Source organism: Aneurinibacillus thermoaerophilus, from assembly GCF_019603355.1.
Classification (GTDB): domain Bacteria; phylum Bacillota; class Bacilli; order Aneurinibacillales; family Aneurinibacillaceae; genus Aneurinibacillus; species Aneurinibacillus thermoaerophilus.
Window position 1 is genome coordinate 3,463,449 of sequence record NZ_CP080764.1, and the last position, 23,266, is coordinate 3,486,714.

The 23,266-nt window shown below is 40.5% G+C and carries 25 protein-coding genes; 10 read left to right on the top strand and 15 right to left on the bottom strand.

The features are described 5' to 3' along the window. Nucleotides 1–40: 40 nt before the first annotated feature. Both K3F53_RS17740 and K3F53_RS17745 read right to left on the bottom strand, forming a co-directional pair. The gene (locus tag K3F53_RS17740) at nt 41–2,170 is read right to left on the bottom strand and encodes a (Fe-S)-binding protein (RefSeq protein WP_057897366.1); all 2,130 of its coding nucleotides are present in this window, start codon (nt 2,168–2,170) and stop codon (nt 41–43) included. A 485-nt stretch (nt 2,171–2,655) separates the two neighbouring features. Then, a complete protein-coding gene (locus K3F53_RS17745) occupies nt 2,656–2,808 on the bottom strand; it encodes a hypothetical protein (RefSeq protein WP_175493646.1) in 153 nt (50 codons plus the stop codon). 501 nt (nt 2,809–3,309) lie between these two features. Here K3F53_RS17745 and K3F53_RS17750 point away from each other — a divergent pair. From K3F53_RS17750 to K3F53_RS17760, 3 genes are all read left to right on the top strand, one after another. Then, complete coding sequence (locus tag K3F53_RS17750) at nt 3,310–3,507, top strand: hypothetical protein (RefSeq protein WP_057897365.1); 198 nt, start codon at nt 3,310–3,312, stop codon at nt 3,505–3,507. 68 nt (nt 3,508–3,575) lie between these two features. Further along, on the top strand, nt 3,576–3,833 hold the full coding sequence (locus K3F53_RS17755; protein ID WP_220559196.1) for a hypothetical protein: 258 nt from the start codon (nt 3,576–3,578) through the stop codon (nt 3,831–3,833). A 632-nt stretch (nt 3,834–4,465) separates the two neighbouring features. Next, nucleotides 4,466–5,656 carry an IS701 family transposase gene (locus K3F53_RS17760; protein ID WP_057899168.1) on the top strand — a complete coding sequence of 397 codons (1,191 nt, stop codon included), beginning with the start codon at nt 4,466–4,468 and terminating at the stop codon, nt 5,654–5,656. Nucleotides 5,657–6,547: 891 nt separating this feature from the next. On the opposite strand, the gene K3F53_RS17765 is transcribed toward K3F53_RS17760, so the two are convergent. The 4 genes from K3F53_RS17765 to K3F53_RS17780 all read right to left on the bottom strand — a co-directional run bounded on the left by K3F53_RS17765 (nt 6,548) and on the right by K3F53_RS17780 (nt 8,055). Then, nucleotides 6,548–6,829, bottom strand: coding sequence for a hypothetical protein (locus K3F53_RS17765; protein ID WP_057897363.1), 282 nt, complete (start codon nt 6,827–6,829; stop codon nt 6,548–6,550). Between the two features lie 337 nt (nt 6,830–7,166). Continuing rightward, nucleotides 7,167–7,382: an integrase core domain-containing protein gene (locus K3F53_RS17770; RefSeq protein WP_220559197.1), complete on the bottom strand. Its 216-nt coding sequence runs from the start codon at nt 7,380–7,382 to the stop codon at nt 7,167–7,169. Next, entirely contained in the window at nt 7,379–7,639 is a 261-nt protein-coding gene (locus K3F53_RS17775) for a hypothetical protein (RefSeq protein WP_220559150.1), read from the bottom strand. Before K3F53_RS17775 ends, K3F53_RS17770 begins: the two co-directional genes overlap by 4 nt. Nucleotides 7,640–7,743: 104 nt before the next feature. Beyond that, entirely contained in the window at nt 7,744–8,055 is a 312-nt protein-coding gene (locus K3F53_RS17780; RefSeq protein WP_057897358.1) for a transposase, read from the bottom strand. Between the two features lie 319 nt (nt 8,056–8,374). On the opposite strand from K3F53_RS17780, the gene K3F53_RS19540 reads away from it, so the two are divergent. Together K3F53_RS19540 and K3F53_RS17790 are read left to right on the top strand one after the other, a co-directional pair. Further along, nucleotides 8,375–9,481, top strand: coding sequence for a hypothetical protein (locus K3F53_RS19540; RefSeq protein ID WP_246615662.1), 1,107 nt, complete (start codon nt 8,375–8,377; stop codon nt 9,479–9,481). 5 nt (nt 9,482–9,486) lie between these two features. Beyond that, the gene (locus tag K3F53_RS17790) at nt 9,487–9,837 is read left to right on the top strand and encodes a transposase (protein ID WP_006324125.1); all 351 of its coding nucleotides are present in this window, start codon (nt 9,487–9,489) and stop codon (nt 9,835–9,837) included. A 206-nt stretch (nt 9,838–10,043) separates the two neighbouring features. Here K3F53_RS17790 and K3F53_RS17795 read toward each other — a convergent pair whose 3' ends face one another. Together K3F53_RS17795 and K3F53_RS17800 are read right to left on the bottom strand one after the other, a co-directional pair. Further along, nucleotides 10,044–10,883, bottom strand: coding sequence for an IS3 family transposase (locus K3F53_RS17795; RefSeq protein WP_220558939.1), 840 nt, complete (start codon nt 10,881–10,883; stop codon nt 10,044–10,046). 32 nt (nt 10,884–10,915) lie between these two features. Beyond that, complete coding sequence (locus K3F53_RS17800; protein WP_220558938.1) at nt 10,916–11,203, bottom strand: transposase; 288 nt, start codon at nt 11,201–11,203, stop codon at nt 10,916–10,918. 422 nt (nt 11,204–11,625) lie between these two features. Here K3F53_RS17800 and K3F53_RS17805 point away from each other — a divergent pair, with 422 nt between their 5' ends. The 3 genes from K3F53_RS17805 to K3F53_RS17815 all read left to right on the top strand — a co-directional run bounded on the left by K3F53_RS17805 (nt 11,626) and on the right by K3F53_RS17815 (nt 14,388). Then, nucleotides 11,626–12,402: a recombinase family protein gene (locus K3F53_RS17805; RefSeq protein WP_220559198.1), complete on the top strand. Its 777-nt coding sequence runs from the start codon at nt 11,626–11,628 to the stop codon at nt 12,400–12,402. A gap of 159 nt (nt 12,403–12,561) precedes the next feature. Continuing rightward, on the top strand, nt 12,562–13,797 hold the full coding sequence (locus K3F53_RS17810; protein ID WP_057897361.1) for an IS110 family RNA-guided transposase: 1,236 nt from the start codon (nt 12,562–12,564) through the stop codon (nt 13,795–13,797). A 396-nt stretch (nt 13,798–14,193) separates the two neighbouring features. Continuing rightward, nucleotides 14,194–14,388 carry a hypothetical protein gene (locus K3F53_RS17815; protein WP_057897360.1) on the top strand — a complete coding sequence of 65 codons (195 nt, stop codon included), beginning with the start codon at nt 14,194–14,196 and terminating at the stop codon, nt 14,386–14,388. A 461-nt stretch (nt 14,389–14,849) separates the two neighbouring features. Here the strand turns inward: K3F53_RS17815 and K3F53_RS17820 are convergent, their stop codons facing one another. The 3 genes from K3F53_RS17820 to K3F53_RS17830 all read right to left on the bottom strand — a co-directional run bounded on the left by K3F53_RS17820 (nt 14,850) and on the right by K3F53_RS17830 (nt 15,741). Then, on the bottom strand, nt 14,850–15,068 hold the full coding sequence (locus tag K3F53_RS17820) for an integrase core domain-containing protein (protein WP_220559199.1): 219 nt from the start codon (nt 15,066–15,068) through the stop codon (nt 14,850–14,852). Further along, nucleotides 15,065–15,325, bottom strand: coding sequence for a hypothetical protein (locus tag K3F53_RS17825; RefSeq protein ID WP_220559150.1), 261 nt, complete (start codon nt 15,323–15,325; stop codon nt 15,065–15,067). The genes K3F53_RS17820 and K3F53_RS17825 overlap by 4 nt, the downstream gene beginning before the upstream one ends. Nucleotides 15,326–15,429: 104 nt before the next feature. Next, complete coding sequence (locus K3F53_RS17830; RefSeq protein WP_057897358.1) at nt 15,430–15,741, bottom strand: transposase; 312 nt, start codon at nt 15,739–15,741, stop codon at nt 15,430–15,432. A 417-nt stretch (nt 15,742–16,158) separates the two neighbouring features. Here K3F53_RS17830 and K3F53_RS17835 point away from each other — a divergent pair, with 417 nt between their 5' ends. Then, nucleotides 16,159–16,746, top strand: coding sequence for a hypothetical protein (locus K3F53_RS17835; RefSeq protein WP_057897357.1), 588 nt, complete (start codon nt 16,159–16,161; stop codon nt 16,744–16,746). Nucleotides 16,747–17,676: 930 nt separating this feature from the next. Here K3F53_RS17835 and argS read toward each other — a convergent pair. The 4 genes from argS to speE all read right to left on the bottom strand — a co-directional run bounded on the left by argS (nt 17,677) and on the right by speE (nt 21,994). Continuing rightward, on the bottom strand, nt 17,677–19,347 hold the full coding sequence (gene argS / locus K3F53_RS17840) for an arginine--tRNA ligase (protein ID WP_220559200.1): 1,671 nt from the start codon (nt 19,345–19,347) through the stop codon (nt 17,677–17,679). Between the two features lie 184 nt (nt 19,348–19,531). Beyond that, on the bottom strand, nt 19,532–19,969 hold the full coding sequence (locus K3F53_RS17845) for a YwiB family protein (RefSeq protein WP_139184970.1): 438 nt from the start codon (nt 19,967–19,969) through the stop codon (nt 19,532–19,534). 315 nt (nt 19,970–20,284) lie between these two features. After that, nucleotides 20,285–21,151, bottom strand: coding sequence for an agmatinase (gene speB, locus K3F53_RS17850; RefSeq protein ID WP_057897352.1), 867 nt, complete (start codon nt 21,149–21,151; stop codon nt 20,285–20,287). A 12-nt stretch (nt 21,152–21,163) separates the two neighbouring features. Next, a complete protein-coding gene (gene speE, locus K3F53_RS17855) occupies nt 21,164–21,994 on the bottom strand; it encodes a polyamine aminopropyltransferase (protein ID WP_057897351.1) in 831 nt (276 codons plus the stop codon). 380 nt (nt 21,995–22,374) lie between these two features. Here speE and K3F53_RS17860 point away from each other — a divergent pair, with 380 nt between their 5' ends. Further along, nucleotides 22,375–23,199 carry a hypothetical protein gene (locus K3F53_RS17860; RefSeq protein WP_057897350.1) on the top strand — a complete coding sequence of 275 codons (825 nt, stop codon included), beginning with the start codon at nt 22,375–22,377 and terminating at the stop codon, nt 23,197–23,199. Nucleotides 23,200–23,266: the final 67 nt, after the last annotated feature.

Here is a 23,266-nt window from a genome sequence, read left to right on the forward strand (position 1 = left end):
TTCCATCTTATCAATATTCACAAAAATTAAAAAGAGTAATTTATAATGATTTTTCTAAAATCTCTACCATATCCAAAGTTTGCACTTTGTCTTCCACTTCTTTCGCTTTCGTACCGTCAGATAACATCGTCAAGCAGTACGGACACGCACTTCCGATTGTAGTCGGATTTACCGCCAGCGCCTGTTCGGTACGCGCGATGTTAACGCGGGTGCCTTGATGCTCTTCCTGCCACATCATTCCGCCACCGGCACCGCAGCACATACTGTCACAGCCGGAACGTTCCATCTCCACGATCTCGACGCCAGGAATGGCTGATAGAATTTCGCGCGGTGCATCGTACACTTCGTTGTAGCGGCCCAGGTAACAGGAGTCGTGGTAGGTTATGCGTTCCTTGACTTCTTTGGTCGGCTTCAGGCGGCCGTCTTTGATCCATTTCGCCAACAGTTCGGTATGGTGGTACACTTCCACGCCTTCCAGACCGAATTCCGGATACTCGTTCTTGAATGTATTGTAGGCATGCGGGTCCATCGTAACGATTTTCTTCACGCCGTATTTCTGGAAGTTCGCGATATTTTCCATTGCCAGCTCCTGGAACAACAGCTCATTGCCGAGGCGGCGCGGCGTGTCGCCAGAGTTCTTCTCTTCATTGCCAAGAATCGCGAACTTGATGCCCGCTTTGTGCATCACACGCACAAAGGATTGCGTAAGTTTGATGCTCCGATTATCAAACGAACCCATCGAACCAACAAAGAATAAATATTCAAAGTCATCCGTTTCTTTGACGGTTGGCACCAGCTCTTCCATGCCTTCGCGCCATTTGATCCGATCCTTGCGGTTAATCCCCCATGGATTGCTCTGGCGCTCGATGTTGCTCAGCGCACGCTGCGCATCGGACGGCATGCGGCCTTCTGTCATCACAAGATAGCGACGCATATCGATGATATGACCTACATGTTCGTTGGCGACCGGGCACTGGTCTTCACAGTTGCGGCACGTCGTACAAGCCCACAGTTCTTCTTCCGTGATCACATCCCCGATAAGCTGCACATCATAGTCGATTTTCAGTGCGGCCGTCCCTTCCGTCGTAGCGGCCACCTCACTGCTGGCTTGTCCGGCTCCGGCTTCACGCGCCTGCATCGCTAGCACGTTACCTTTCGACTCTTTAAACAACCCGGCCGGCATCCACGGTGTACGTCCCGTGATCGCCGCCCCTTTTTCCGTTAGGTGATCCCGCATTTTAGTGATGAGATCCATCGGTGACAGCGTCTTGCCCGTTCCTGCGGCTGGACACATGCTGGTGCATCGCCCGCACTCGACACAGGCATACAAGTCAATCAATTGCGTTCGCGTGAAATTCTCGATTCGTCCGACGCCGAACTCTTCCGCACCTTCTTCTTCCAGCTTCTCAAAGTCGATGGTGCTCAATCTTCCCGGCGGGCGTGTTTTGTCTTTCACCAGCCAGTTATACGGCGCAAATATCAGATGGGCGTGCTTGCCCTGTGGAATGTATACCAGGAAGAATAAGAGCGTAAGCAAATGAATCCACCAGAACACATAGAACGCCGCACCTGCTGCCGTCGAACCGATGCCTGCAAACAACACTGCAAGACTGGAAGCGATCGGTTGCGTCGAGCGGAAGCCGATCTCATCCGGATGTAACCAGATGATTTCCATTCCTTCGGAAAGCAACGTACTCACCATGAGAATCGTAATGAGCCAGACAACAAGGTTCGCTTTCCAACCTCGTTTTAAGCGCTTTAATTTCTCAACATTCCGACGATACCATGCATAAAAAATGGCGATAAGAATAGCCGTAACAACGACTTCCTGGAATAAAAGAAAATACGGATATGCCGAACCGAACGGCAGATGTGAACCCGGCTTTAGTCCTTTCCAAATTAAATCAATGGCTCCAAACTGCACAAGCAGAAAGCCGTAGAACAAGACAATATGCATCACACCGCTTTTGGAATCCTTTAACAGCTTCTTCTGTCCAAAAACGTTGACCCAAAACGCATTCAGGCTGCGTGTCGCGTCTTCGCGCAAGTCCGCCGGGCGGCCAAGCTTCATGTAGGTGATGCGGCTGTACACCAGGTGCGCAAACAAGTATACTGCATAACCTACGACCGCAAAAAACGCAATGAGGTTAACTAGCGACAATACATTCATTTGTTTCTCCTCTCCTTCGCCGAAATTATTCTGACTGTACGGAAAATTGTTTATTCTATCATAGCATGTTTCACTCAAATTATGAATGACTATTCAGTCAGAATATATTTCGCGAAAAATAAAAAATCCACTCCTTTAGTGAGTATTCTACCTCTTTTTATAAATTTCCGCTAGATAGAAAAATGTAATAAAACTGAAAAAAAGGTCGCTTTGCTACATAGAAAAAGCAACGTTTGGCACACGTCTCACGATTGTTTCCCCGTTTACTCATGAAAAGAAAGCATATGTCACGGGTGCTGATTAGGCAGTTTTTTACAAGTGAATAGTAGTACATGAAGTGGAGGTTTCTGAACGAGCCACCTCGATAGAACAGGCGATCAGCAGGTTGTCGCTGATCTCACAGACACGTGCCGTCTGCGAGGGAAATCATTCAGCAACACACCCTTACGGGCGTGGGTCGGAACAAACCATCTACTACTTCTCGCTTAGGCGATCCGTAGATACGTGGGTTTCTGAATTTCAAACGGCAAGGACTGAATCCGGTTTTCATACAACACTTTGGACAGTAGATTCGCCGCACCGTGAATGTCCCGATGTTGGGTATAGCCGCACCACGCACGTTCTTTTTCGCCCCGCAAACCGGACAGGTTTGCGATGTACTTGTATACACCAAAAGGTTTAGGGTAGGAGGGATTAGTTCCTGTCTTATCGAACCTCGCGGGTTTAGTCTTGGCGAGTTTTATTTTTATTCAATATATACCACTATGGATATATAAATTAGTTTAAGTAGCAGGGGAACTCCCTGTTTTTTTATTTAGCACGAGTATTTGCGTTTATTATGTTTGATTGGTAGTTGGGGTATCGCTAACTTTTTAATGAAAATATACGCTAAGATCATTTTGGCATGAAAGAAGCCTGTTTTTCCTACTCTAAGGCGTTGTCAATGCAATTTCGTATCAGTAAGGTACGGTTATAATGAGACAGTTAAGAAACGACGGTACGATAAGGGTTTGTTGCGTCCCATTTACTTGTCCTAAAAATATTATCATTCAAAAAAGATGAATTTGTTACCCGTCCATTATCACTGACTTCGTGATAAAATAACAAAAAAATTGAGGCGAGGGACGAAAAATGGAAAAATGTTGAAGAAAATTCTTTCTGAGTTACAGTCACTTAGAGAGGTCCAAAGCAGACTTGAAAAACGGATGGAAACACTTGAAGCTGGTCAAAATGATTTAAAAAATAATATAAGAAATAAAATAGATGGATTAGCAGAGAAGATTCTTGAAAAACTTGATCACACTCTACAAACTGTACACAAGGTTAAAATTTCCTGAAAGGCAAAAACCCGGATTTTAGCCGATTTGACCGAATTACGGTTTTTTGGCGTTGGTGAGTTTACTATATGACGATTATCGGACGTACATCCAAAAATAAGTGGACTGAACACTTGTCCATAACAAAGATAAAGGGCGAGCATATGATAGAGGGAATCTACATGTTGGGGGGAAGTAAAGGAATGGGTACAAAAAAACCAAATATACAAAGGATACACAGTGTTTTTGAAAAAAACATATCTAAACAAGTAAAAATAAAAACCAAAGATAATCACAAATCTACAAAGGATATATTCAAAAAGTGGATGATGGACATGTTTATTTAGCTGTGCCTAAAACCAAAAAAGCAGCTGGTATGGTAAAAATAAACTCGTTTGGTCGTAGACACTTTGGATTTATTGCGATACCTCTAGCTCTCATTGCCGCTCTATTCCTGCTTTAATTCCATTAAGAAGACATCAATAAGAAACAGAACAATAGCACAAAAATAGTAAGCATAAAATAAATTTCTGAATAAAGGCAGTAACCTAACACTTGTCTGTACCCATCTACATAGTATGAAACGTAATTCAATCCATTGTACATGGGAGGGAATTGTATGAGTTTTTGTGGTGAGAGACGAGAAATTGGAGTTATTCTTGTTCTCTTTATCCTTTTAGTTATTATCGCATGTGCATGTGACTAATAGGTAGAGCAGAATTCCGTTGTTCGTCATGTAGCAGCAGAATTACCACGGATCACTTTTCGCTGTCCAAAAGTGATCCTTTAGTCGGGTAAGTCGGGGGCATCACTGCCCCTTTCTCCCCTCAGAACCATACGTGAGCCTTTCAACTTATATACTGTAGTTGCCCAAAAACACTTACACAAATTTACAATTGAATAGAAAAGAGACATATCTCTTCACCCTGTGTAAAAATAGAAGTACCACCAACCACTTTTACGCAAAGGAGAAGACTATATGCCTCTTACGTATAGGGTAGCACATCAACAGGAAATCAACAATATTTTACGTACCTGGCGTTTCCCACTTTATTTTTCTAAGCCGGTAATGAACCATATGGTTCATTTTCTCGATGGTGTGATGACCAGAGGTTTTTCTGGAACGTTAACCGATATCCATCGTGAAAGCTGCCATTCACAAGACCGACGGACACTGAGCCATTTTCTTACTCATGGGAAGTGGAATGAGCAGCATTTGATGCGTATAATTCAGCAACAATCATGGGAGAGCATCAAGAGGGAAGCGAAACATACACAAGAGCCGATTTTCGTTATTATCGATGATACGGTCTGTAGAAAGACAAAGCCCTCGTCACAGGCATTGTCCCCTATGCAAGGAACAGATTTTCACTATTCCCATACCGAAGGTAAGTCAGTATGGGGGCATGCAGTAGTTCAGGAATTCATTCGATGTGGTGAAAAAGCATTCCCTTATGCGTTTAGCCGATACGAATCAGAGCAAAACAGCAAAATTGATATTGCATGTGAACTGCTTTCTATGGTGCCAAAAAGTTCTTTTTCTACTTATGTTCTTATGGATACATGGTATCCTGCTCAATCTGTACTCGAAACCTGCGCTTTATCTGGATTTCACGTCATTAGCGGTATAAAAACCAATCGTATTATTTATCCATATGGTATTCGGCAGTCAATAAAGGAATTTGCCTCGCACATCCATAAAGAAGATACCGACCTTGTGACCGTCGGTCACGCTTCTTATCACGTCTATCGTTATGAAGGCAAGCTAAATTTCATTGAAAATGCTGTGGTACTACTGTGTTGGGATGCGACCCAGCCAATGACTCTCCAAACTATGCGGGCATTCTTAAGTACAGACGTTTCCTTATCTAATGAGCAAATTCTAACGTACTACAGTAAACGTTGGGCGATTGAGACTTATTTTCGTACCATGAAAAGCAACTTTTCCTTTAACGGTTATCAAATACGTAGTACCGTTGCAATTAAGCGGTTTTGGACATTGCTTTCTTTTACAGCCATGTTCTGCAGTGTAACAGGACACGGTGATATCTTAACAGGACTACGAAGTTGGCAAAACAAAAAGACAGAGAGTTGGATCGAATTTGTTTACTATGAAGCAAAGGCAGGAACGCAGCTGGATTTGATAAAAAATCAGTTACAAGCTGCCTAGGAGAACCTTCGGTTCTTTCTACATGGTAAATTTTGTATCAAATTTTGGGCAAGTCTAGTTATATATACAACTCAAACCTTCTTTTTCCTTGTATCGTAAGACAACATTTTGCGATACAGCACGTTGTTTCGGGCGGAGATAGCCCTTGCGACTAGGCTAGCAACATATCGACTGAATCGACGTTGCACTGTATAAAAAGCGACTTTCTTGTCGCGCCATAATTGACATTATCGGACGTAAGAAGCTAAAATCCCGAAAAAAGTAATCAAAACGGAAGCTTACCCATATCATAAAGTAATGCAAAAATAGGATAGTCCCTCGTAGCGACCCTTATCTCCTTTGGATAAGGGTTTTTTAGATAACAGAGATTATTGGATGTATCCAGATTTATATTCCTTAATCCACCGTTTTACAATCAACGGTAACAAATTAATTCATTCGCAAGAAGCACAGGCCCAGTGTATTTTTTGCCTTTTTTATTTCTATTAGGTACCTTAAAATATCCCATCTGTTGTTTTCCATTCTTAATTCGAGTAATCACCCATATAGAGCTGCTCCTTTGGGGTCGGGAAATTTTTTGCATAACCCTCCATCCATCTATAAACATGTATCCTCCACTTTACTCCGTCAAAGTGTAAAAGAAAATACACAATAAGTGAAGATATACTCCTTCATTTATTGTGTATCGGTTACTGAATCACATGGCTTGTTATTGTTTTTGTTAGACGATTTTGATCGAATGTGTATCTCTTCACTGTACATACTACATGTAAGTTCATTTCTGTCTTTATCCGGTTTTCCAATTTCATTTACGATTTATATCCGCTATGATACGTTAAAGAATTTGCGTAAGCTGGAAATCCGCATAAAGGCAAGTAAGAATACTACCTCTTACTTAAACGGGCAGTTAGATGGCTGAACAGGCAGGTTTAACTGTTGAGTAGGGAAGTTAAACTGCTGTGCAGGTGCAGTTTGAGCATTATTACCAAATAATGATTGGAATAACTTTCCAAATCGTCCGCAGTTAGCGAATTTTGGTTGTTGTGCTACAGCGTTAGTAGCTGGGTTTTGGAATCCAGTTTTGAATGGGCAATTTGCTGCACTTGCACTTCCCACATCAAATGTTAGTAGGGATGCACCAAGAATAGTAACGGCTGCTAGTAACTTTTTCAATTTTCTTCACTCCTAAACTAAAAATTGTTGTTGCTAACTCCTATTCCACTTTAACATACATGAAACCGGAATTTGGCTGGTAAATATTTTTTCTGGCCTGGTAAATATTTTTTATTGAAAATTCAAACGAACGGAGAGAAACCAGATGATTGATTCACGTCAAAATGAAATTCAAGCCTTGCTTGCATTGATGAAAACAACAAAAGATATACGAGTGTATGGACGTTATCAAACCATCTATTTCTATTTACAAGGCTATTCTTAAAAAGAAATCGGATTAACCCCCATTACTTGGACACAAACAACCTTATTCATCCTTTTTCGTAAAATTCCTCGCTTATACTCGCACTCCTCTAATTACGAACTTACGTTCTGTTTGGAGCGCATAAAACTCTTGTGGAGCTAAATCGCAAATGCTCGAATGGATTCGTCTCTCGTTATAAAAGCGGATATCTGTTACAACTTGATACGCCTCTGCATAGGACATAAACTCATAACGTGCCAGACATTCATCTTCCAGGATGCGATGAAACGCTTCGATGTGCCCATTCATATTCGGTGTTCGTGGCGGAATACGCTCATGAACAATTCCAAACGTTTCACATGCTTGTGTAAAATGATGAGACGTAAACTGCGGGCCATTAACGGGAAGCGTATCTGTTCCAAATAATTGCCGTTTAAATAATGCCTGTTGTATCGTACGACTCGCATCCTTTGCCTCTCTTTGATCTGTTCATCGGACACTTTTGTGCCGTCCTGCTTTAGGGAATAGCCCGGTATGGCTCGTCCCTCACTTTTCACTGGTTCCACATTCTGCCCTTTTCGTTTTCGATGGTAGTAATACGTGGAGCGTGGAATCCGGGCAAAACGCAAGACTAGCCGTTTTGGATAGCCCTGCTGAATATAGCGTTCCGCTACTTCAAGTTTTTCAGCAAGTGAGGGTTTTTCTTTTTTATCAAATCACGTAAAATCGCAAGTTCTAATGCTTGTTCGCCAAGTAACCGTTTAAGTTGTTCGTTTTCTTTCACAACTTCTTCGGCATCAAGGACCGGAACCATAGAGAAATCAATTTCTCCATGTTTTCCGCTCTCGAACTCTCGCTTCCAGCGCCCCACCATGTTAGCAGATAACTCATAACGGCGGGCAACGGCTGCTAAATTACCGGTCTCTTTCGCTTCTTTCACCACTTGTTTTTTGAAATCAATCGAATACTTTCTTCTTGTCATTGATGCCTTCCCCCTCTGTCACTATAAGTGTAATCAAAATACACCCTTAGTGTCCAACTTCTCTAGGGGGCTAAAGAGCTATTATGTGGCTCAGCTAGTTTTTTACTGTCTACGATGGTGTTGCAAAACTTATAATCGTTGAATGGTAAAGGGTAAATATAATCAATTATGCATAATCCTATAATTTGTAAAAATAGGTCTATGAATTAGGTGGAAAATATTTTAAATTGTTAATATATGTATATATTGGGCGATGCATGCATTATATGTAACTCATTTCCTTTACGTCCGATTCAAAAAAAGAAAGAGTGAAGACGAAGTGTTTGGATCGTTAAAAAATATATATGATATGTATAGGCTCGGAAAAAGTGTTGTGAACTCAAAAAGTTTTCAAAAATCACTCAACAGGGCGGAAAAAGAATATCAAAAGAGAAGGAAAAAGCAGGAGGAAAAATTAAAAAGAACAAAGGCTGGAAGAAGGCAATTAAAAGAAATAAAAGCTTATGAAAAAGCTACAAAACAATTGTGGAAAGGGTTCACTCAGTCCTTTCAGACCTTAGGTAAGGTATGCACTTCCGCTAGAAAACTCGCAACCAACCTATTGCCCATTGAACAGATTTACAAATTAAAGAAGATCATGAAGGCTGAGGTGATAAAGAAACAAAATTCCGCTATTAAAAAGTTGCAGAAGCCAAAACCCATTCAAAAACCAAAATCAGTCTCCCCATCATCTCCACCAAAGCGTAGTATGATGGATGATCTGGTAGTTGGATTAAAGAAGTTTGGAAGAGAGTTCAAACCTGCTTTTTCTCACGGAGCCAAAGAGCTTGTTACGCTTTCAAATTATAAACCCTTAACCAGGGAATTAGTTGGAAAAGAGAATTTTGACGCATTAACAGACAATAAATGGACGATGGATGATGTGAAAGCCGCAGGCGGAGCATTAGAAAATTTGTTTTTGGGAAGGCTTAAGATTGTCAAAAACATCAATAAAACGGTTAAAATTACAAAAAGATTGGATAAAGCGAAACAGCCATTACAACCGCCGAAGCCGAAACAATCCACTGGGAATGCAACTAAGGGGACGGGTAAATTTAGTAAGTATGATGTAGGATTATATAAAGAAATAAAAGGTGTACCGGGGTTAGATGCACATCATGTTGGACAAAAAGCAATTATGAAAAAATTCATTCGAAATTATGATCCAAATAATGCACCAGCAATATTAGTACCAAAAGCTGGACATACAAGAAAAGGTCCTAGGGGAATAGTTTCGAGAAGTTCAAAAGGAATTGAGAGTGTAAGACAATTATTAGCAAGAGATATAATGGAATTAAGAAGAGTATATCCAGACATTCCTAATTCTCAACTTCGAAAATTAATTGAATTAAATAAACAATTGTATCCAGAGATGAGAAGGAGATGAGATATATGAATAAAGAAGAGTTTGTTAAACTTTTACATCAGTCAATTATAAAAGAAAATCGTAATTTTTATCGAGATATATTCAATAATACTGATATTAATGAAGTTACAGACCCCTATTGGAAAGAAGCATTGATGTTTTATTCAGAACTATCAGATAAAAATAAAGAAATATTATTTAAAATAATCGAACAAGTAGAAGTGGATGCTGTATCTAATATTTTAGGGGTGTTAGATGGGGTAGTATCAATAGGAGAAGAGGATATTGAGTTTAAAGTGACAATTAACGATAATAATGAACCAATTAATGGAGATTTACAAGACCTATTTTTGGAGTATGATGAAGAGAATAGGTAACAAGTTTAGAGATACGATTTTGTATTTGCTAAAATACCATTTATAACTTTCTTTTAAAGTAATTTGTGAATTTGAGATACAATGTATCAGTGGAACAAAAAGAAGGCTTCTAATAAATTATATTACCTTGATTGGCTTTATGCCTTTCAAGGTTTTTATTTTAAAACTAACAGATGTGTAATGCTACCCTCAAAAAGCGACGAAAATCAAGCAGCTTTTGTAGAGTATTCTCCCATATATACTTCCAATGGCGCCCGATATCCCAAAGCGGAATGAGGGCGCTGTTCGTTATACAAGGTAATATAAGTGCCGATGGAAGCTCGCGCTTCTTCTAGGTTCTGGTATTCGTTTGCCCAGACCTCTTCTTCTTTTAATGTGCGATACCAACGTTCCATCTTTCCGTTGCTTTGTGGATGCTTGTATGACGTTCGAATTTGCTCAATTCCCAATATCTTCAACGTGGAGACAAAATCACGACTGGTAAACTGACTCCCGTTATCCTGCACTAATTTTATCCCTTGCTCTCTCACACCATATGGAAAAGCTTCATTCACCGCTTTCTCCAGCACACTGATAGCTTCATCATCACGGCAGTAGTTGTCGAGACTCCAGGCTACAATACGGCGGTCATAGGCATCGATGATGCTCACAAGATACTTCCATCCCTCACTTGTCCAAATCTTCGTCATGTCAATATGCCAAACTTGATTGGAGGAGTTGATTTGAAAATCGACAGGCTGATAGGTGCGCTTGGCTTCATATCGCTTTTGCTTTTGTGTTAAGCCTTCGGCTTTCATCACAGAGTAAACGGTTTTCTGGTTTACTTCGATTCCCTGGCGCTTTAGTAAAGCCCAAATTCTACGATATCCGTAGGTAGGATGCTGTTGACAAAGAACACGCACTTTCTCTTGAATCACTGCCTGTTTTGGTCGTTGACGAGCACTTGGTTGGGAGAAAGTTGCCTTTGCTTTTTGACGGTAAAACGTACTTTTGTGCACACCAAGAAGACGGCATACTTCTTCCACCGATAGGTGAGAATCTTCCACTACCTCAAAGATAAATGCCCAGTGTTCTTCGCTTAGATGTCGAACGTTTTTTTTAGCTTTGAAAGTTTTACAGTCAACTTACCAATAAGTTGCTCATACTCGTCCAACTTTGCTTGAACGGCAGCGTCTTCTTTTGCTGTCTTACGTTGTTTACCCGAAAGGGCAGCCATTCCTCCTTGGATGAACTCATCTTTCCAACGGTAATACAGAGTCTGGCTAATGTTATGTTGTCGGCAAATCTCGGCGATGGATTGTTCCCCCTTCAGCCCCTCCATCACAATATTCATTTTCTCCTCTGCTGACCATTTGCGACGTTTCATGTTCCGTTCCCTCCTGTTAGCTATGATTATATCAAAAGGGATACCTCTACACATCTTATCGTCGCATTTTAGATTGGGGCACTATAGATGTATCAAATAATAAAGTGCAATTACGAGAAAATTTATATATCGTTTTTACCAACATTTTAATTCAGACTTCATAATGGTTCCGCCTACTATGAGTTTGGCTGTGATGCATGGTGAAACTATTAACAACACTAATACCCTTCGAGTATGCTTTAAAACACGAGAGAAAGCTTTCTCGTGGCGAGAAAGAGGGTATAAACTTTTAACTGACTGTGACAATAAAAAGCTGGCAAATTACTTTTGTATTGTATTTTCACTAGAGACAGTCGTATAATACTCGTCATTGTTAACAAGCGTTACATAAATTGTAATTTTCGTAACGGGGGGATGTAACATTGAATGTTGTCGGGTATATACGAGTCTCGACACAGGGGCAAGCAAAAGATGGATATAGCTTGAAATACCAAGAGGAGGAAATACAAGCGTATTGCGAAAAACATGGTTGGAATTTGATACATATATTTAGAGATGAAGGAATCAGCGGGGCAAAAATGAATGAAGAAGCGTTGGAAGTGGACAGGGTGGGCTTACAAGAGATGTTAGCCCACCTTTTTGCTTTCCAAATTAAGTATGTCGTGGTGTTAAACACAAGTCAGTTGTGGCGCTCTGACATGGTGAGAGTGTTGATTCATCGAGAGTTACAGAAGTATGGGGTGGATATTAAAAGTATTGAACAGCCAAATTACAGTATCTACAAAAAAGACCCAAGTGATGTATTAGTCAATGGACTAATGGAGTTATTAGACCAATATCAGCGATTGGAAATTGCTTTAAAACTAAAGAAAGGTCGGCATAAAAAAGCAAAAGAAGGAGGATATGCCGGAGGAAGAGCGACTTTTGGTTATAGGAAGTTAAGGGGAGAAAAAGAGTTAAGAGTCGACGAGGATAAAGCCAAAGCCGTACAACGAGTGTTTGAGTTAAGAGAGCAACATCCTACATGGTCTTTTACTCGAATTGCTGATGTGTTAAACAAGGAAGGGCATTTGACGACACAAGGTAAGCCCTTTACCAAAGTACAAGTGAAACGGATTTTAGACCGAAAGGACTTTTATAAAGGGATGTATACCTATGGATGCATACAGGCGAAAGGGAAACACCAAGCCATTCTTTAAAGCGGTCACTTAAAAAATACATGAAATTTCTTATATATCCGTATAGATGATACATCCATGGACAGGCTGATGTACCAATGCGCACCAGAAGGTGAACGCTCGAACTAAGGTTGCCGCCATGGGAGTCATCATCAAACTCAATGGATTGGGGGAGGATGTATGCATCACAAACAACGGCATATTTACGTGGGGATTGATTTACATAAACACCATCATACGGCGGTTATCATCAACTGTTGGCATGAAAGATTAGGAGAGATTCAATTTGAAAATAAGCCCGCGGCTTTTACGGATTTTTTCATCAAGGTTCATCAATTAGTACCTGAGAATATGACACTGGTCTTCGGTTTAGAGGACGTTGGTGGATACGGACGAGCATTGGCAACGTTTTTAGTCGATCATGGGCAAATGGTAAAAGAAGTGAATCCCGCTTTGTCTTATGCCGAACGTAATAGTTATCCTACGATGCAAAAAAGCGATAGCTGGGATGCGGAATGTGTAGCGAGAGTTCTTGTAAACAAACTAGATTTTTTGCCGGATGCAGAGCCAAAGGATGTATATTGGTCTATTAAACAGCTAGTCACAAGAAGAAACGCCCTTGTGAAAGCCCAAGAGGCGCTGAAAAACCAGCTTCATGTACAATTAAGCCATCATTACCCCAGCTATAAGAAATTTTTTGCGGAAGTAGACGGAAAAACAGCATTAGCATTTTGGGAAAGATATCCGTCACCATCGTGTTTAGAGGGAGTAAGGATAGATGAGCTTACTGCTTTTTTACAAGCTGTTAGCCACAACACTTGTTCAAGAAAGAAAGCAAAAGAAATACTAGAACTTGTGAAAACAGATGGAACGACCACCAAACAATACCAAGAAACACGGGATTTCCTCGTGCAAAGCATGGTGAGAGATTTGCGCTTTAAAAAGCAGGAAATGGCATTGGTCGAAGGAGAACTAAGAAAATTAATGAAATTACTCGATTACCAACTGGAGACAATGCCGGGGATTGATGTAGTGACAGCATCCGCCTTGGTTGCCGAGATTGGAGATATTCAGCGTTTTCCAAATGCCAATAAACTTGCTCGTTATGCGGGAATTGCGCCTGTGCATTTTGGCTCTGGAGGAAAAGGAAAAGACCACAAAAGCAAACAAGGCAATCGAACGTTACATGCGTTATTTTATCAATTAGCGATACAACAAATACAAGTGGCAAAAGAAAGTAAAAAGCCAAGAAATCCTGTATTTTATGAATACTACCAACGCAAGCGAAAGGAAGGCAAAACAAAAGGACAAGCGTTGGTTTGTATCATGAGAAGGCTGGTAAATATTATTTATGGCATGATGAAGAATAAGACCGCTTATATCATGCCTGACATACCTAACAGCAAAGTAAGTTGATATAATGAGTGGTAGTTACTGAACTGCCACTTTTTTTATAAAGTACATGTTTAGAACTTCCTAAGGGTAAAGGAAATCCTGCACATAATGCTGCTCAATACCAAAAATTAAAGGAACAACTAGCTTTAGATGAAATACAAAGTGTTGTAAATACAACTAAACATGGAGCAGAGAGGTTAATAGAAAGAGGATTTACACCAAAAGATATAAGTGACTTAAAACTTAGACCTGATATTATTAAAACTCAATCAGATGGTGCACAAGTATTTATAAAGCAGGTTAATGGCAAGTATAATGTTATTGTTGAAGGAGAGAATGGTGTAATTACTTCATTAAAAAACATTAGTGAAAAAGCACTAAATAGACTATCAGACAACTATGGTTGGAGGTGATTTTATGGAGAAAAACTCGTATCAGTGTTGTTTTTGTGATGAACAAATTATTTCAGATGTTACTGAATTAGTTGTAGTTGCAAATTGGGACAAAGATAAAAGTATCCAACAAGAACAACAGATGTTCTGTCATATGGAATGTCTTAAAAAAGCAGTATCAAGTAAATTTCCTCTATATATCGCTGATTTAGTGGATTAAGAGGCATATTTTATCCTAGGAAGAAACAGTAGAAAATCTTCCTAGGATTTTTGTTTTTAAGGGGGTGGAGTGCCGAATAAAACGCTTGTTATTGAGAGAATAGACATAACGGTCGTAAGCCCTATATAATATTTTCACGAATTTTAAAGGACGTACAACAACTGTAAAATGTATGCCCTATTTAATGTAATGTACCTTTTAAAAATAATCACAAAATCATTAGTTACCACCATTTCTATTCTTCAAAACCCTACCTTCGATTTCTCCCTGCCTTTAAATTTTTTCGCAACTTTTACGTACATAAAACGATTACTAGAACAAGAGGACTACTCCACCTCGATTAACTCCTGAATGTCGATGTCTAACACTTTGCATACCGTTTCTATTGTTGATAGATCGGATTAACCCCCATTACTTGGACACAAACAACCTTATTCATCCTTTTTCGTAAAATTCCTCGCTTATACTCGCACTTCTCTAATTACGAACTTACGTTCTGTTTGAAGCGCATAAAACTCTTGTGGAGCTAAATCGCAAATGCTCGAATGGATTCGTCTCTCGTTATAAAAGCGGATAAACTCTGTTACAACTTGATACGCCTCTGCATAGGACATAAACTCATAACGTGCCAGACATTCATCTTCCAGGATGCGATGAAACGCTTCGATGTGCCCATTCATATTCGGTGTTCGTGGCGGAATACGCTCATGAACAATTCCAAACGTTTCACATGCTTGTGTAAAATGATGAGACGTAAACTGCGGGCCATTAACGGGAAGCGTATCTGTTCCAAATAATTGCCGTTTAAATAATGCCTGTTGTATCGTACGACTCGCATCCTTTGCCTCTCTTTGATCTGTTCATCGGACACTTTTGTGCCGTCCTGCTTTAGGGAATAGCCCGGTATGGCTCGTCCCTCACTTTTCACTGGTTCCACATTCTGCCCTTTTCGTTTTCGATGGTAGTAATACGTGGAGCGTGGAATCCGGGCAAAACGCAAGACTAGCCGTTTTGGATAGCCCTGCTGAATATAGCGTTCCGCTACTTCAAGTTTTTCAGCAAGTGAGGGTTTTTCTTTTTTATCAAATCACGTAAAATCGCAAGTTCTAATGCTTGTTCGCCAAGTAACCGTTTAAGTTGTTCGTTTTCTTTCACAACTTCTTCGGCATCAAGGACCGGAACCATAGAGAAATCAATTTCTCCATGTTTTCCGCTCTCGAACTCTCGCTTCCAGCGCCCCACCATGTTAGCAGATAACTCATAACGGCGGGCAACGGCTGCTAAATTACCGGTCTCTTTCGCTTCTTTCACCACTTGTTTTTTGAAATCAATCGAATACTTTCTTCTTGTCATTGATGCCTTCCCCCTCTGTCACTATAAGTGTAATCAAAATACACCCTTAGTGTCCAACTTCTCTAGGGGGCTAAAGAGAGATGGACTGATTAAAAAATATGATAGTTTAGATTTTATTGGTTCATACAGAAATAAATCAGAAGATAATTATACAGTCTTTGCTCTTGCGTATAAGGGAAAACAAATTTTCCGTTTGGATGCAAAATATTTGAATCACCCAACAGATGGTAAATCAATCTGGTTCCATTATCATATTGCACCGAATATGAGCACGCATAACGATCTTGGTAAAGTTTCTATTCCTTCCTTTCCAGGATGGCCTTTTTAATTCAATAATATAGGAAAAATGGTAGAATCATAGTATAAGTGCTATGATTCTATTTTCGGTTTACATGGAGAGGAGGCATATCAAAAATTATGAATAATGAACACCAACCCATTTTTTACTATCCTAGCCACTTTACAAATTTTCAGGATCAACAAGTACTTACTATTGATTTTGGGTATAAGCAAGGTAACCTAGTATCGGATGAAAAAACTATAAATAAACTAGTAACTATTATGGAAAGGATTTTTAATGAAAACAGCTATATTTTTGTAATTTCTTGCCTAGATAAGGATATGGTTACAATACGTGAGGATTTATCTCATTTTGACTTGCTGAACCACGTAAATTCTATTGAACCTTATGGTCATATTCATACTCTTCAATATAGGATTCCTAAAGAAAGACTCTGGGAATTTCTTCAATATACTTGGAAAGGAGAATATGAGTACGATATTTGGTTATACTCACCAAAAGAAGAAGTATCCTTTGATTTAGCAAAGTTCTATCCCACGAATCAATCTTGTTTATCAGAAACAATTATATTATTAAAAAAGCTCGATTATATACTAGTTAGAGATATGGATGGTTTATACGTTCATATATTATTTTCTAAAGATAAGAAGGATTCCTTTATTTCTAGAATTTCCGATTTACATAGTATAACCAATGAGTATTAGTATTATATTTTGATTCGAATGTTCACCTTGATAAATAGGTACTACAACTTTTACTCATGTATTTATTGTAGTCAAAAAAACTTTCTCGCGACGAGTGTTAAAAACCGACACTTCCGACACTTTTTACTTGTCTAGATTACAGCATGATAAACTAAGGACAACCGAATAAATCAAATAGCCGCTTCCCTTTGGATGCGGCTTTTTTATTGGGAGGGAAAATGCGTTGATAAATGCAGTCGGGATGCAGACGCATAAACAAGAAAGGAATGATTGCCATGAAGTAGTAAGAGGTCAATATATTGTGTTTACACGGTGTTGGAGTACCTAAACAAAAATTCCTGTTCTGCTTTCAAATGTTTAGTATGTGACTTGATACATTTGCATAAAGCGCAACCGAGATACGTGTAAAAGGGGTAGAGGTAGCATTCGTCCATTTTGAGGCCATGCGTGAAAAAGAAATAGCACCAGCAAAACGCAGATTTACCACGTTAAGGCCGACAAAAGCTACTAACGAGGACTAGCGTGGTAAATTAGCGTTTTACTAAGGAGATGGCCCCAAAATCAATAGATGCTACTTCTACCCCTAAAAATAGGTCATAACCTTGCTTTTATTGGAAATAATCCTGCGGACTAGAGCAGTTTCCTTTTTACACTTTACTCGTTTGTGGAAACTAAACCTTTTGCCGGCTGAAGTGAGAATAAGTATTTTTGAATTTTTATGCATAGAACAAAGAAATAATCCAGCGTATATCGAAAGGAAATGATTAGTTAATCAACGCTTGTGACATATGCTTTCCTATACCAAAATAAAAACAGGTAGAACGATAAAGTCCTCACTCCTTCCATTTGTTACATCATTTTGCGGTAAAAGCGTTACCTCTTTGTAGAAGAAATGCAGACAAATGTTTCTACCTGTTTTTCTGGAATAACTTACATTCTTTCCGGTGCGGAGACACCGATTAAGCGCAGGGCATTGACGAGCGTAATTTTTACTGCTTTCATCAGCGCGAGACGCGCGTGCGTTAGTCCTTCATCGTCTGTAATCACGCGTTCCGCGTTGTAGAAACTGTGCAACAGAGACGCCAAATCATGCGCATAGCGCACAACACGATGCGGCGCAAGCATTTCTGCGGCTCCGGCCACTTCTTCCGGAAATTCGCCCAAATGCTTCAGCAAATCAATCTCTTTCTCGCCGGTCATGCGGTTAAAGTCAGCTTTTGTCGTATCGAGCGTAATTCCCTGCTCATCCGCCTGGCGGAAAATGCTGCAAATGCGAGCGTGAGCATACTGTACATAGAATACTGGGTTTTCGTTCGATTTTGATACGGCCAAATCCATATCAAAATCGAGGTGAGCATCCTGGCTACGCATCGTAAAGAAATACCGGGTCGCGTCCGTTCCTACCTCTTCCATCAAGTCGCGCATTGTGACTGCTTTACCAGTACGCTTAGACATCTTTACTTTTTCGCCGCCCTGATAGAGACTTACCATTTGGTTGATCAATACGACAAGCCGCTCCGGATCGTAACCCAAGCACTGCATGGCTGCTTTCATCCGTGGAATATAACCGTGGTGGTCAGCACCCCAAATATTAATCAGCTGATCAAAACCGCGCTGGAACTTATTTTCGTGGTATGCAATGTCCGGCGTCAAATATGTGTACGTGCCGTCCTGCTTAATAAGCACGCGATCTTTGTCATCACCAAACGCAGTTGAACGCAACCAGACCGCCCCGTCTTTTTCGTATACGTATCCCTTTTCACGAAGCATCTCCACGATCTTTTCGACTGCACCGCTCTCATACAGTGAAGTCTCACTGAACCATTCATCGAATTTCACACGAAAATCAGCAAGGTCTTTTTTAATCTTTTCCAATTCTTTGTCGCGGCCCCAGTTACGGAAAAACGCAAAGCGCTCTTCCGGGGACATTCTGGCATATTTGTCGCCGTCCTTTTCCGCAAGCTCTTTCCCAAATTCAATAATATCCTGACCGTAATAGCCGTCTTCCGGCATTTCCGCATCCATGCCAAGCGCTTGGAAGTAACGCGCCTCAAGCGAACGCGCTAAATTAGCAATCTGGTTGCCAGCATCATTAATGTAATATTCGCGCGACACATTGTAACCCGCCATCTCAAGCACATTGCATAGCGCATCGCCAAACGCCGCGCCACGGGCGTGTCCCAGATGCAGGCTGCCGGTCGGATTCGCGCTCACAAACTCGACCTGCACTTTCTTGCCTTTACCGGCATTCGTGCGGCCATAATTGTCTCCTGCTTCAATAATCTGGCCAATCACGCCGGTCAAATAGCTATTATCCATAAAGAAATTAATAAAGCCTGGCCCCGCAATTTCAATTCTGGAAATGCTGGCCGCCTGTTTATCGAACTGCGCTACGATTTCTTCCGCAATCTGGCGCGGGTTTCTCCGCGCAATGCGCGTCAGTTGCATCGCCACATTGGTCGCGTAGTCGCCGTGCTGCTTGTCTTTCGGCAATTCCAAAACAAAATCTGGAATTTGCTCCGCTTCTGCAATGCCGGCTGCAACAACCGCTTGCTTAATCTGATCAATGATTTTACTTTTCGTTTGCTCAACTATACTCACAATAATCCTCCTTAGATATACGTGTAACTTATTGCTTAAACACAATTTTGCAAGTTGATAACATAATCACTCTTTTTAGGAACACGATTATGAGGCTTGGAATGAGCCTTCGAGGAGGGCAGGACGGCAGACCATCCGATGACGAGAAACTCAGCCAATTTATTGGCGAACAGTTCACAATTTATCATATACGCATAAGGCGACAGCTTATCCTATAACGCCCGACTTTTTGCTCATTTAAATACAAATCATATGTCCAGACAACAGCGGATAAATCCCCTTCTTCGTCATAACATACTTGCATTTCTTTCGTTGCTGTATCCATCCACATCATACCCCCAGGGCCGGCATACGAACCGCTCGTTCTTATTCCGGGGCGGTAAGAATGACGCATGGTAACCAGCCCGTTGCGAATGACCATGATTTCGTCTTCTTTCACTTTAAGCGTAGTATACGTCTGCCCATCTTCTTCCTGCTCAACATATTTTATGTACCAGGCCCCATTCACAAAATACAATTGACCTGAATAGACGAATTGAGACATATCGGGCGGCGACATGTTCATAGAAAAAGCGCTCGTAAGTTCAATTTTGATCTCCTGTACAGGGGCCACATGTATCACCTGACATCCATCGTTACTTATCACCTTATTCTACGACGTTTCATCGAACAAAACAAATGAGAAAAATTCCTGACCTATCTGTAAGAATAATGCCCAAGTCAATCGACAAATTATCGAAAATACTGATTCTTATCATATCTATTTTTTATATTTATTTTATCATAAGAAAAATGCGCGAGCATTGTCTGTTCGTCCTTTTTCCGCCGCTAATCATGGAGAGAAAGTAAAGCGACATTAGCAACATTATGCTTTCCTATACCTAAAAAGATGCGGCCAGCAATTTGACCGCATCTTTTTTATTTATGTTTAAATTTCTTACTTCACCATTGTCAAAATCACTTCGCGAATCATTTTGGAAGCCAAAATCTGCGTTCTTTCGGACTGGTCAAGCACCGGCGCGACTTCTACAAGGTCAAAGCCGACCACATTCAGTTGCGACAACAAATAAATCGATTCAATCGCCTCCGCAGCCGTGATACCGCCTGGCTCGGCTGTACCCGTTCCTGGAGCGTAGGCCGGGTCAATCGCATCAATGTCGTATGTTACGTACACTGGACGGTCTTTCAACTCTTCGAGGCATTCTTTCAGCGGTTCAATCACTTTGAACTTATACAGATGCAGATGCTTTTTGGCAAACTCAAACTCTTCTTTCAAACCGGAACGAATTCCGAACTGGTATACGTTTTCCGGTTTTACATAGTCGAGCGCGCGGCGAATAACCGCCGAGTGAGATAGCGCCTCCCCTTCCATTTCTTCACGCAAGTCTGTGTGCGCATCAATGTGGATAAGGACAAGGTCAGGGTACTTCTCAGCCATCACTTTAATCGGTGCAAGGCTTACAAGATGTTCACCGCCAAGGCCGATCGGAAACTTGCCATCCGCTACAACCTTGCGTACATATTCTTCAATCACCTGAAGGCTGCGCTGTGCGCTGCCGAACGGAAGCGGAATATCGCCGGCGTCAAAATACGCTACTTCGCCAAGTTCGCGATCCGCATATGGACTGTAATCCTCCAAATTAATCGACACTTCGCGGATGCGGGTCGGACCGAAACGGGAACCTGGACGGAAACTGGTCGTCCAGTCCATCGGCATACCATAGATAACCGCCCTAGCATCTTCATATGTACTCTGGGCTTCAAAAAACGCATGTCCACTGTAAGACGGGTTAAAGAAATGCACAAGAATCCCCCCTTACTTCACTAGATCTTCCACAAACTTCGGCAGCACAAATGCCGCATGGTGGAGGCGAGGTGTATAGTATTTCGTTTCACGTTCCGGAATACTGTTTATATCCACCGCTTCAGGATCATATTTTTTGGAACCGATCTGGAAAATCCATATGCCGCTCGGGTACGTTGGAATATTCGCATGGTACGCTTTCGTAATCGGGAAAATTTCTTTAATATCTTTGTTTACTTTACGAATTAAATCCGCCTTGAACCACGGGTTGTCTGTCTGCGCGACAAACATGCCATCTTCTTTCAACGCCTCGTAAATACCTTGATAGAAACCGCGCTCGAACAACGGAACAGCGGGCCCTACTGGCTCCGTGGAATCAACCATAATGACATCATACATGTTTTTGCTTTTAACAATATGCATGAAGCCATCGTCCACTTTCACTTCAACGCGCGGATTATCAAGTTCGCCCGCGATTTCAGGCAGGTATTTTTTGGAATACTCAATCACTTTGCCATCAATTTCAACAAGTGTCGCTTTCTTTACTTTCTCATGCTTCATGATTTCGCGGATAACGCCCCCATCACCGCCGCCGACTACAAGCACGTTTTCCGGATTCGGGTGCGTGTTCAAAACCGGATGCGCCATCATTTCATGGTATACGAATTCGTCTTTTTGCGATGTCATTACCATGCCGTCAAGAAACAACATGTTGCCAAATTCGGGGGTTTCCACCATGTCAAGTTTTTGAAATTCAGTTTGCTCTGTATGTAAAGTTTTGTTAACTTTTATTGTAATACCAAAGTTTTCCGTTTGCTTTTCCGTAAACCATAAGCCACCCATCTTCGCCTAATCTCCTTTCACGTTTCATTGCGCTTTGTTACGCAAAGAACTTCATTTTCTCGACCTGTGTTCACGACAATACTTTACTTTAAAACAAGTAAATTATATAGGACTCATCTCAAAAATCAAGCATCCATTTTTTTAGTATTCCCTATCCCTTTTCATTATTTCAGGCGAATCAACATTAAAAACGACCATATTTTTTCTTTATTTTACCAGTATACCATTCATTTTGATAGAATAGTTAAAAAAAACAATATAAATTGATAACCTGCTTGATTTTATAGAAGCTCAATTATTTTTGCTTTTAAGCGCAACTTTAAATAAAATAAAAACGTTCATAAAATATGGAGATTAAGGAATAAAAAGGAGAGGATATTGTGTCTAATTTGATTGCATCTACATCAAATTATACAATGGTTGCTTTACTATTAGCCATTGTAAGTTTAATCGCAGCCGGAACTGCCATCTCTATAGCAAGCCGTGCATTTAAAAGGGGAGTATCTTTGCTTGAAAAGTATAATGAAGTTGTCAACAAGCAAAGTGAATTAGCTTCTCAACAAAGTGATATGCTTAGCAAGCAAGAAGATTTAGCCGAACGCCAAAGCGATTTAACTACAAAGCATAATGAACTAGTCTCTCGTCAAAACGAACTAGAGGCCAAACAAAGCGAATTCGCTACTCGCCAAAACGATATAATCGCCCGACAAAATGACTTGGCTTCCAAACAAAATGAAGTAATCAGCTTACAAAATGATTTGGTTGTCCGACAAAATGAACTGGTAGGAAAGTATAATGACTTAATGTCTAAGCAAAATAGCTTTGCTTTAGAACAATATAATTTAATTGAAGGACAAACAGAGCTATTAATCAGACAACATATATCCTCAAGCAAAAAAGCAATCGAAGATTTTCTAAACGAGATATCCAAAACCGAGGCAAGCTTAGAGCAAAAAGAAAAGCAAAATGAGATTTTGGTATCACTTATCGAAAATAGCATTAGCGCATATGAAGAAGCCTGCGCCAAATACCTTGAGAACAAAGTGAATAAAGAAAGATTTAAGAAAATGTATAAATTCGAAATTCTTAGTCTGGTAGAAAAAGAAGAATTCAAACAGTATTTCGAGGAAGGAAAATATAAATCCCTATTGCAAGTCTATAATGAATGGCAAGGAAGAGCAGCGGCAATAGGATTTTTATCTTAAGAATTTTGCGTCCAACATTCCGTTTTCCTGTCTTTTTGCGTAACGTATAGATTTTACTAGATTTCCC

What these genes read in the sequence shown, in the direction of transcription:
- K3F53_RS17740 (WP_057897366.1), bottom strand. Translation starts at nt 2,170, where the DNA reads ATGAATGTATTGTCGCTAGTTAACCTCATTGCGTTTTTTGCGGTCGTA.
- K3F53_RS17750 (WP_057897365.1), top strand. Translation starts at nt 3,310, where the DNA reads ATGTTGAAGAAAATTCTTTCTGAGTTACAGTCACTTAGAGAGGTCCAA.
- K3F53_RS17755 (WP_220559196.1), top strand. Translation starts at nt 3,576, where the DNA reads ATGACGATTATCGGACGTACATCCAAAAATAAGTGGACTGAACACTTG.
- K3F53_RS17760 (WP_057899168.1), top strand. Translation starts at nt 4,466, where the DNA reads ATGCCTCTTACGTATAGGGTAGCACATCAACAGGAAATCAACAATATT.
- K3F53_RS17770 (WP_220559197.1), bottom strand. Translation starts at nt 7,382, where the DNA reads ATGAATGGGCACATCGAAGCGTTTCATCGCATCCTGGAAGATGAATGT.
- K3F53_RS17780 (WP_057897358.1), bottom strand. Translation starts at nt 8,055, where the DNA reads ATGACAAGAAGAAAGTATTCGATTGATTTCAAAAAACAAGTGGTGAAA.
- K3F53_RS17790 (WP_006324125.1), top strand. Translation starts at nt 9,487, where the DNA reads ATGAATAAAGAAGAGTTTGTTAAACTTTTACATCAGTCAATTATAAAA.
- K3F53_RS17800 (WP_220558938.1), bottom strand. Translation starts at nt 11,203, where the DNA reads ATGAAACGTCGCAAATGGTCAGCAGAGGAGAAAATGAATATTGTGATG.
- K3F53_RS17810 (WP_057897361.1), top strand. Translation starts at nt 12,562, where the DNA reads ATGCATCACAAACAACGGCATATTTACGTGGGGATTGATTTACATAAA.
- K3F53_RS17815 (WP_057897360.1), top strand. Translation starts at nt 14,194, where the DNA reads ATGGAGAAAAACTCGTATCAGTGTTGTTTTTGTGATGAACAAATTATT.
- K3F53_RS17820 (WP_220559199.1), bottom strand. Translation starts at nt 15,068, where the DNA reads ATGAATGGGCACATCGAAGCGTTTCATCGCATCCTGGAAGATGAATGT.
- K3F53_RS17830 (WP_057897358.1), bottom strand. Translation starts at nt 15,741, where the DNA reads ATGACAAGAAGAAAGTATTCGATTGATTTCAAAAAACAAGTGGTGAAA.
- K3F53_RS17835 (WP_057897357.1), top strand. Translation starts at nt 16,159, where the DNA reads ATGAATAATGAACACCAACCCATTTTTTACTATCCTAGCCACTTTACA.
- speE (WP_057897351.1), bottom strand. Translation starts at nt 21,994, where the DNA reads ATGGGTGGCTTATGGTTTACGGAAAAGCAAACGGAAAACTTTGGTATT.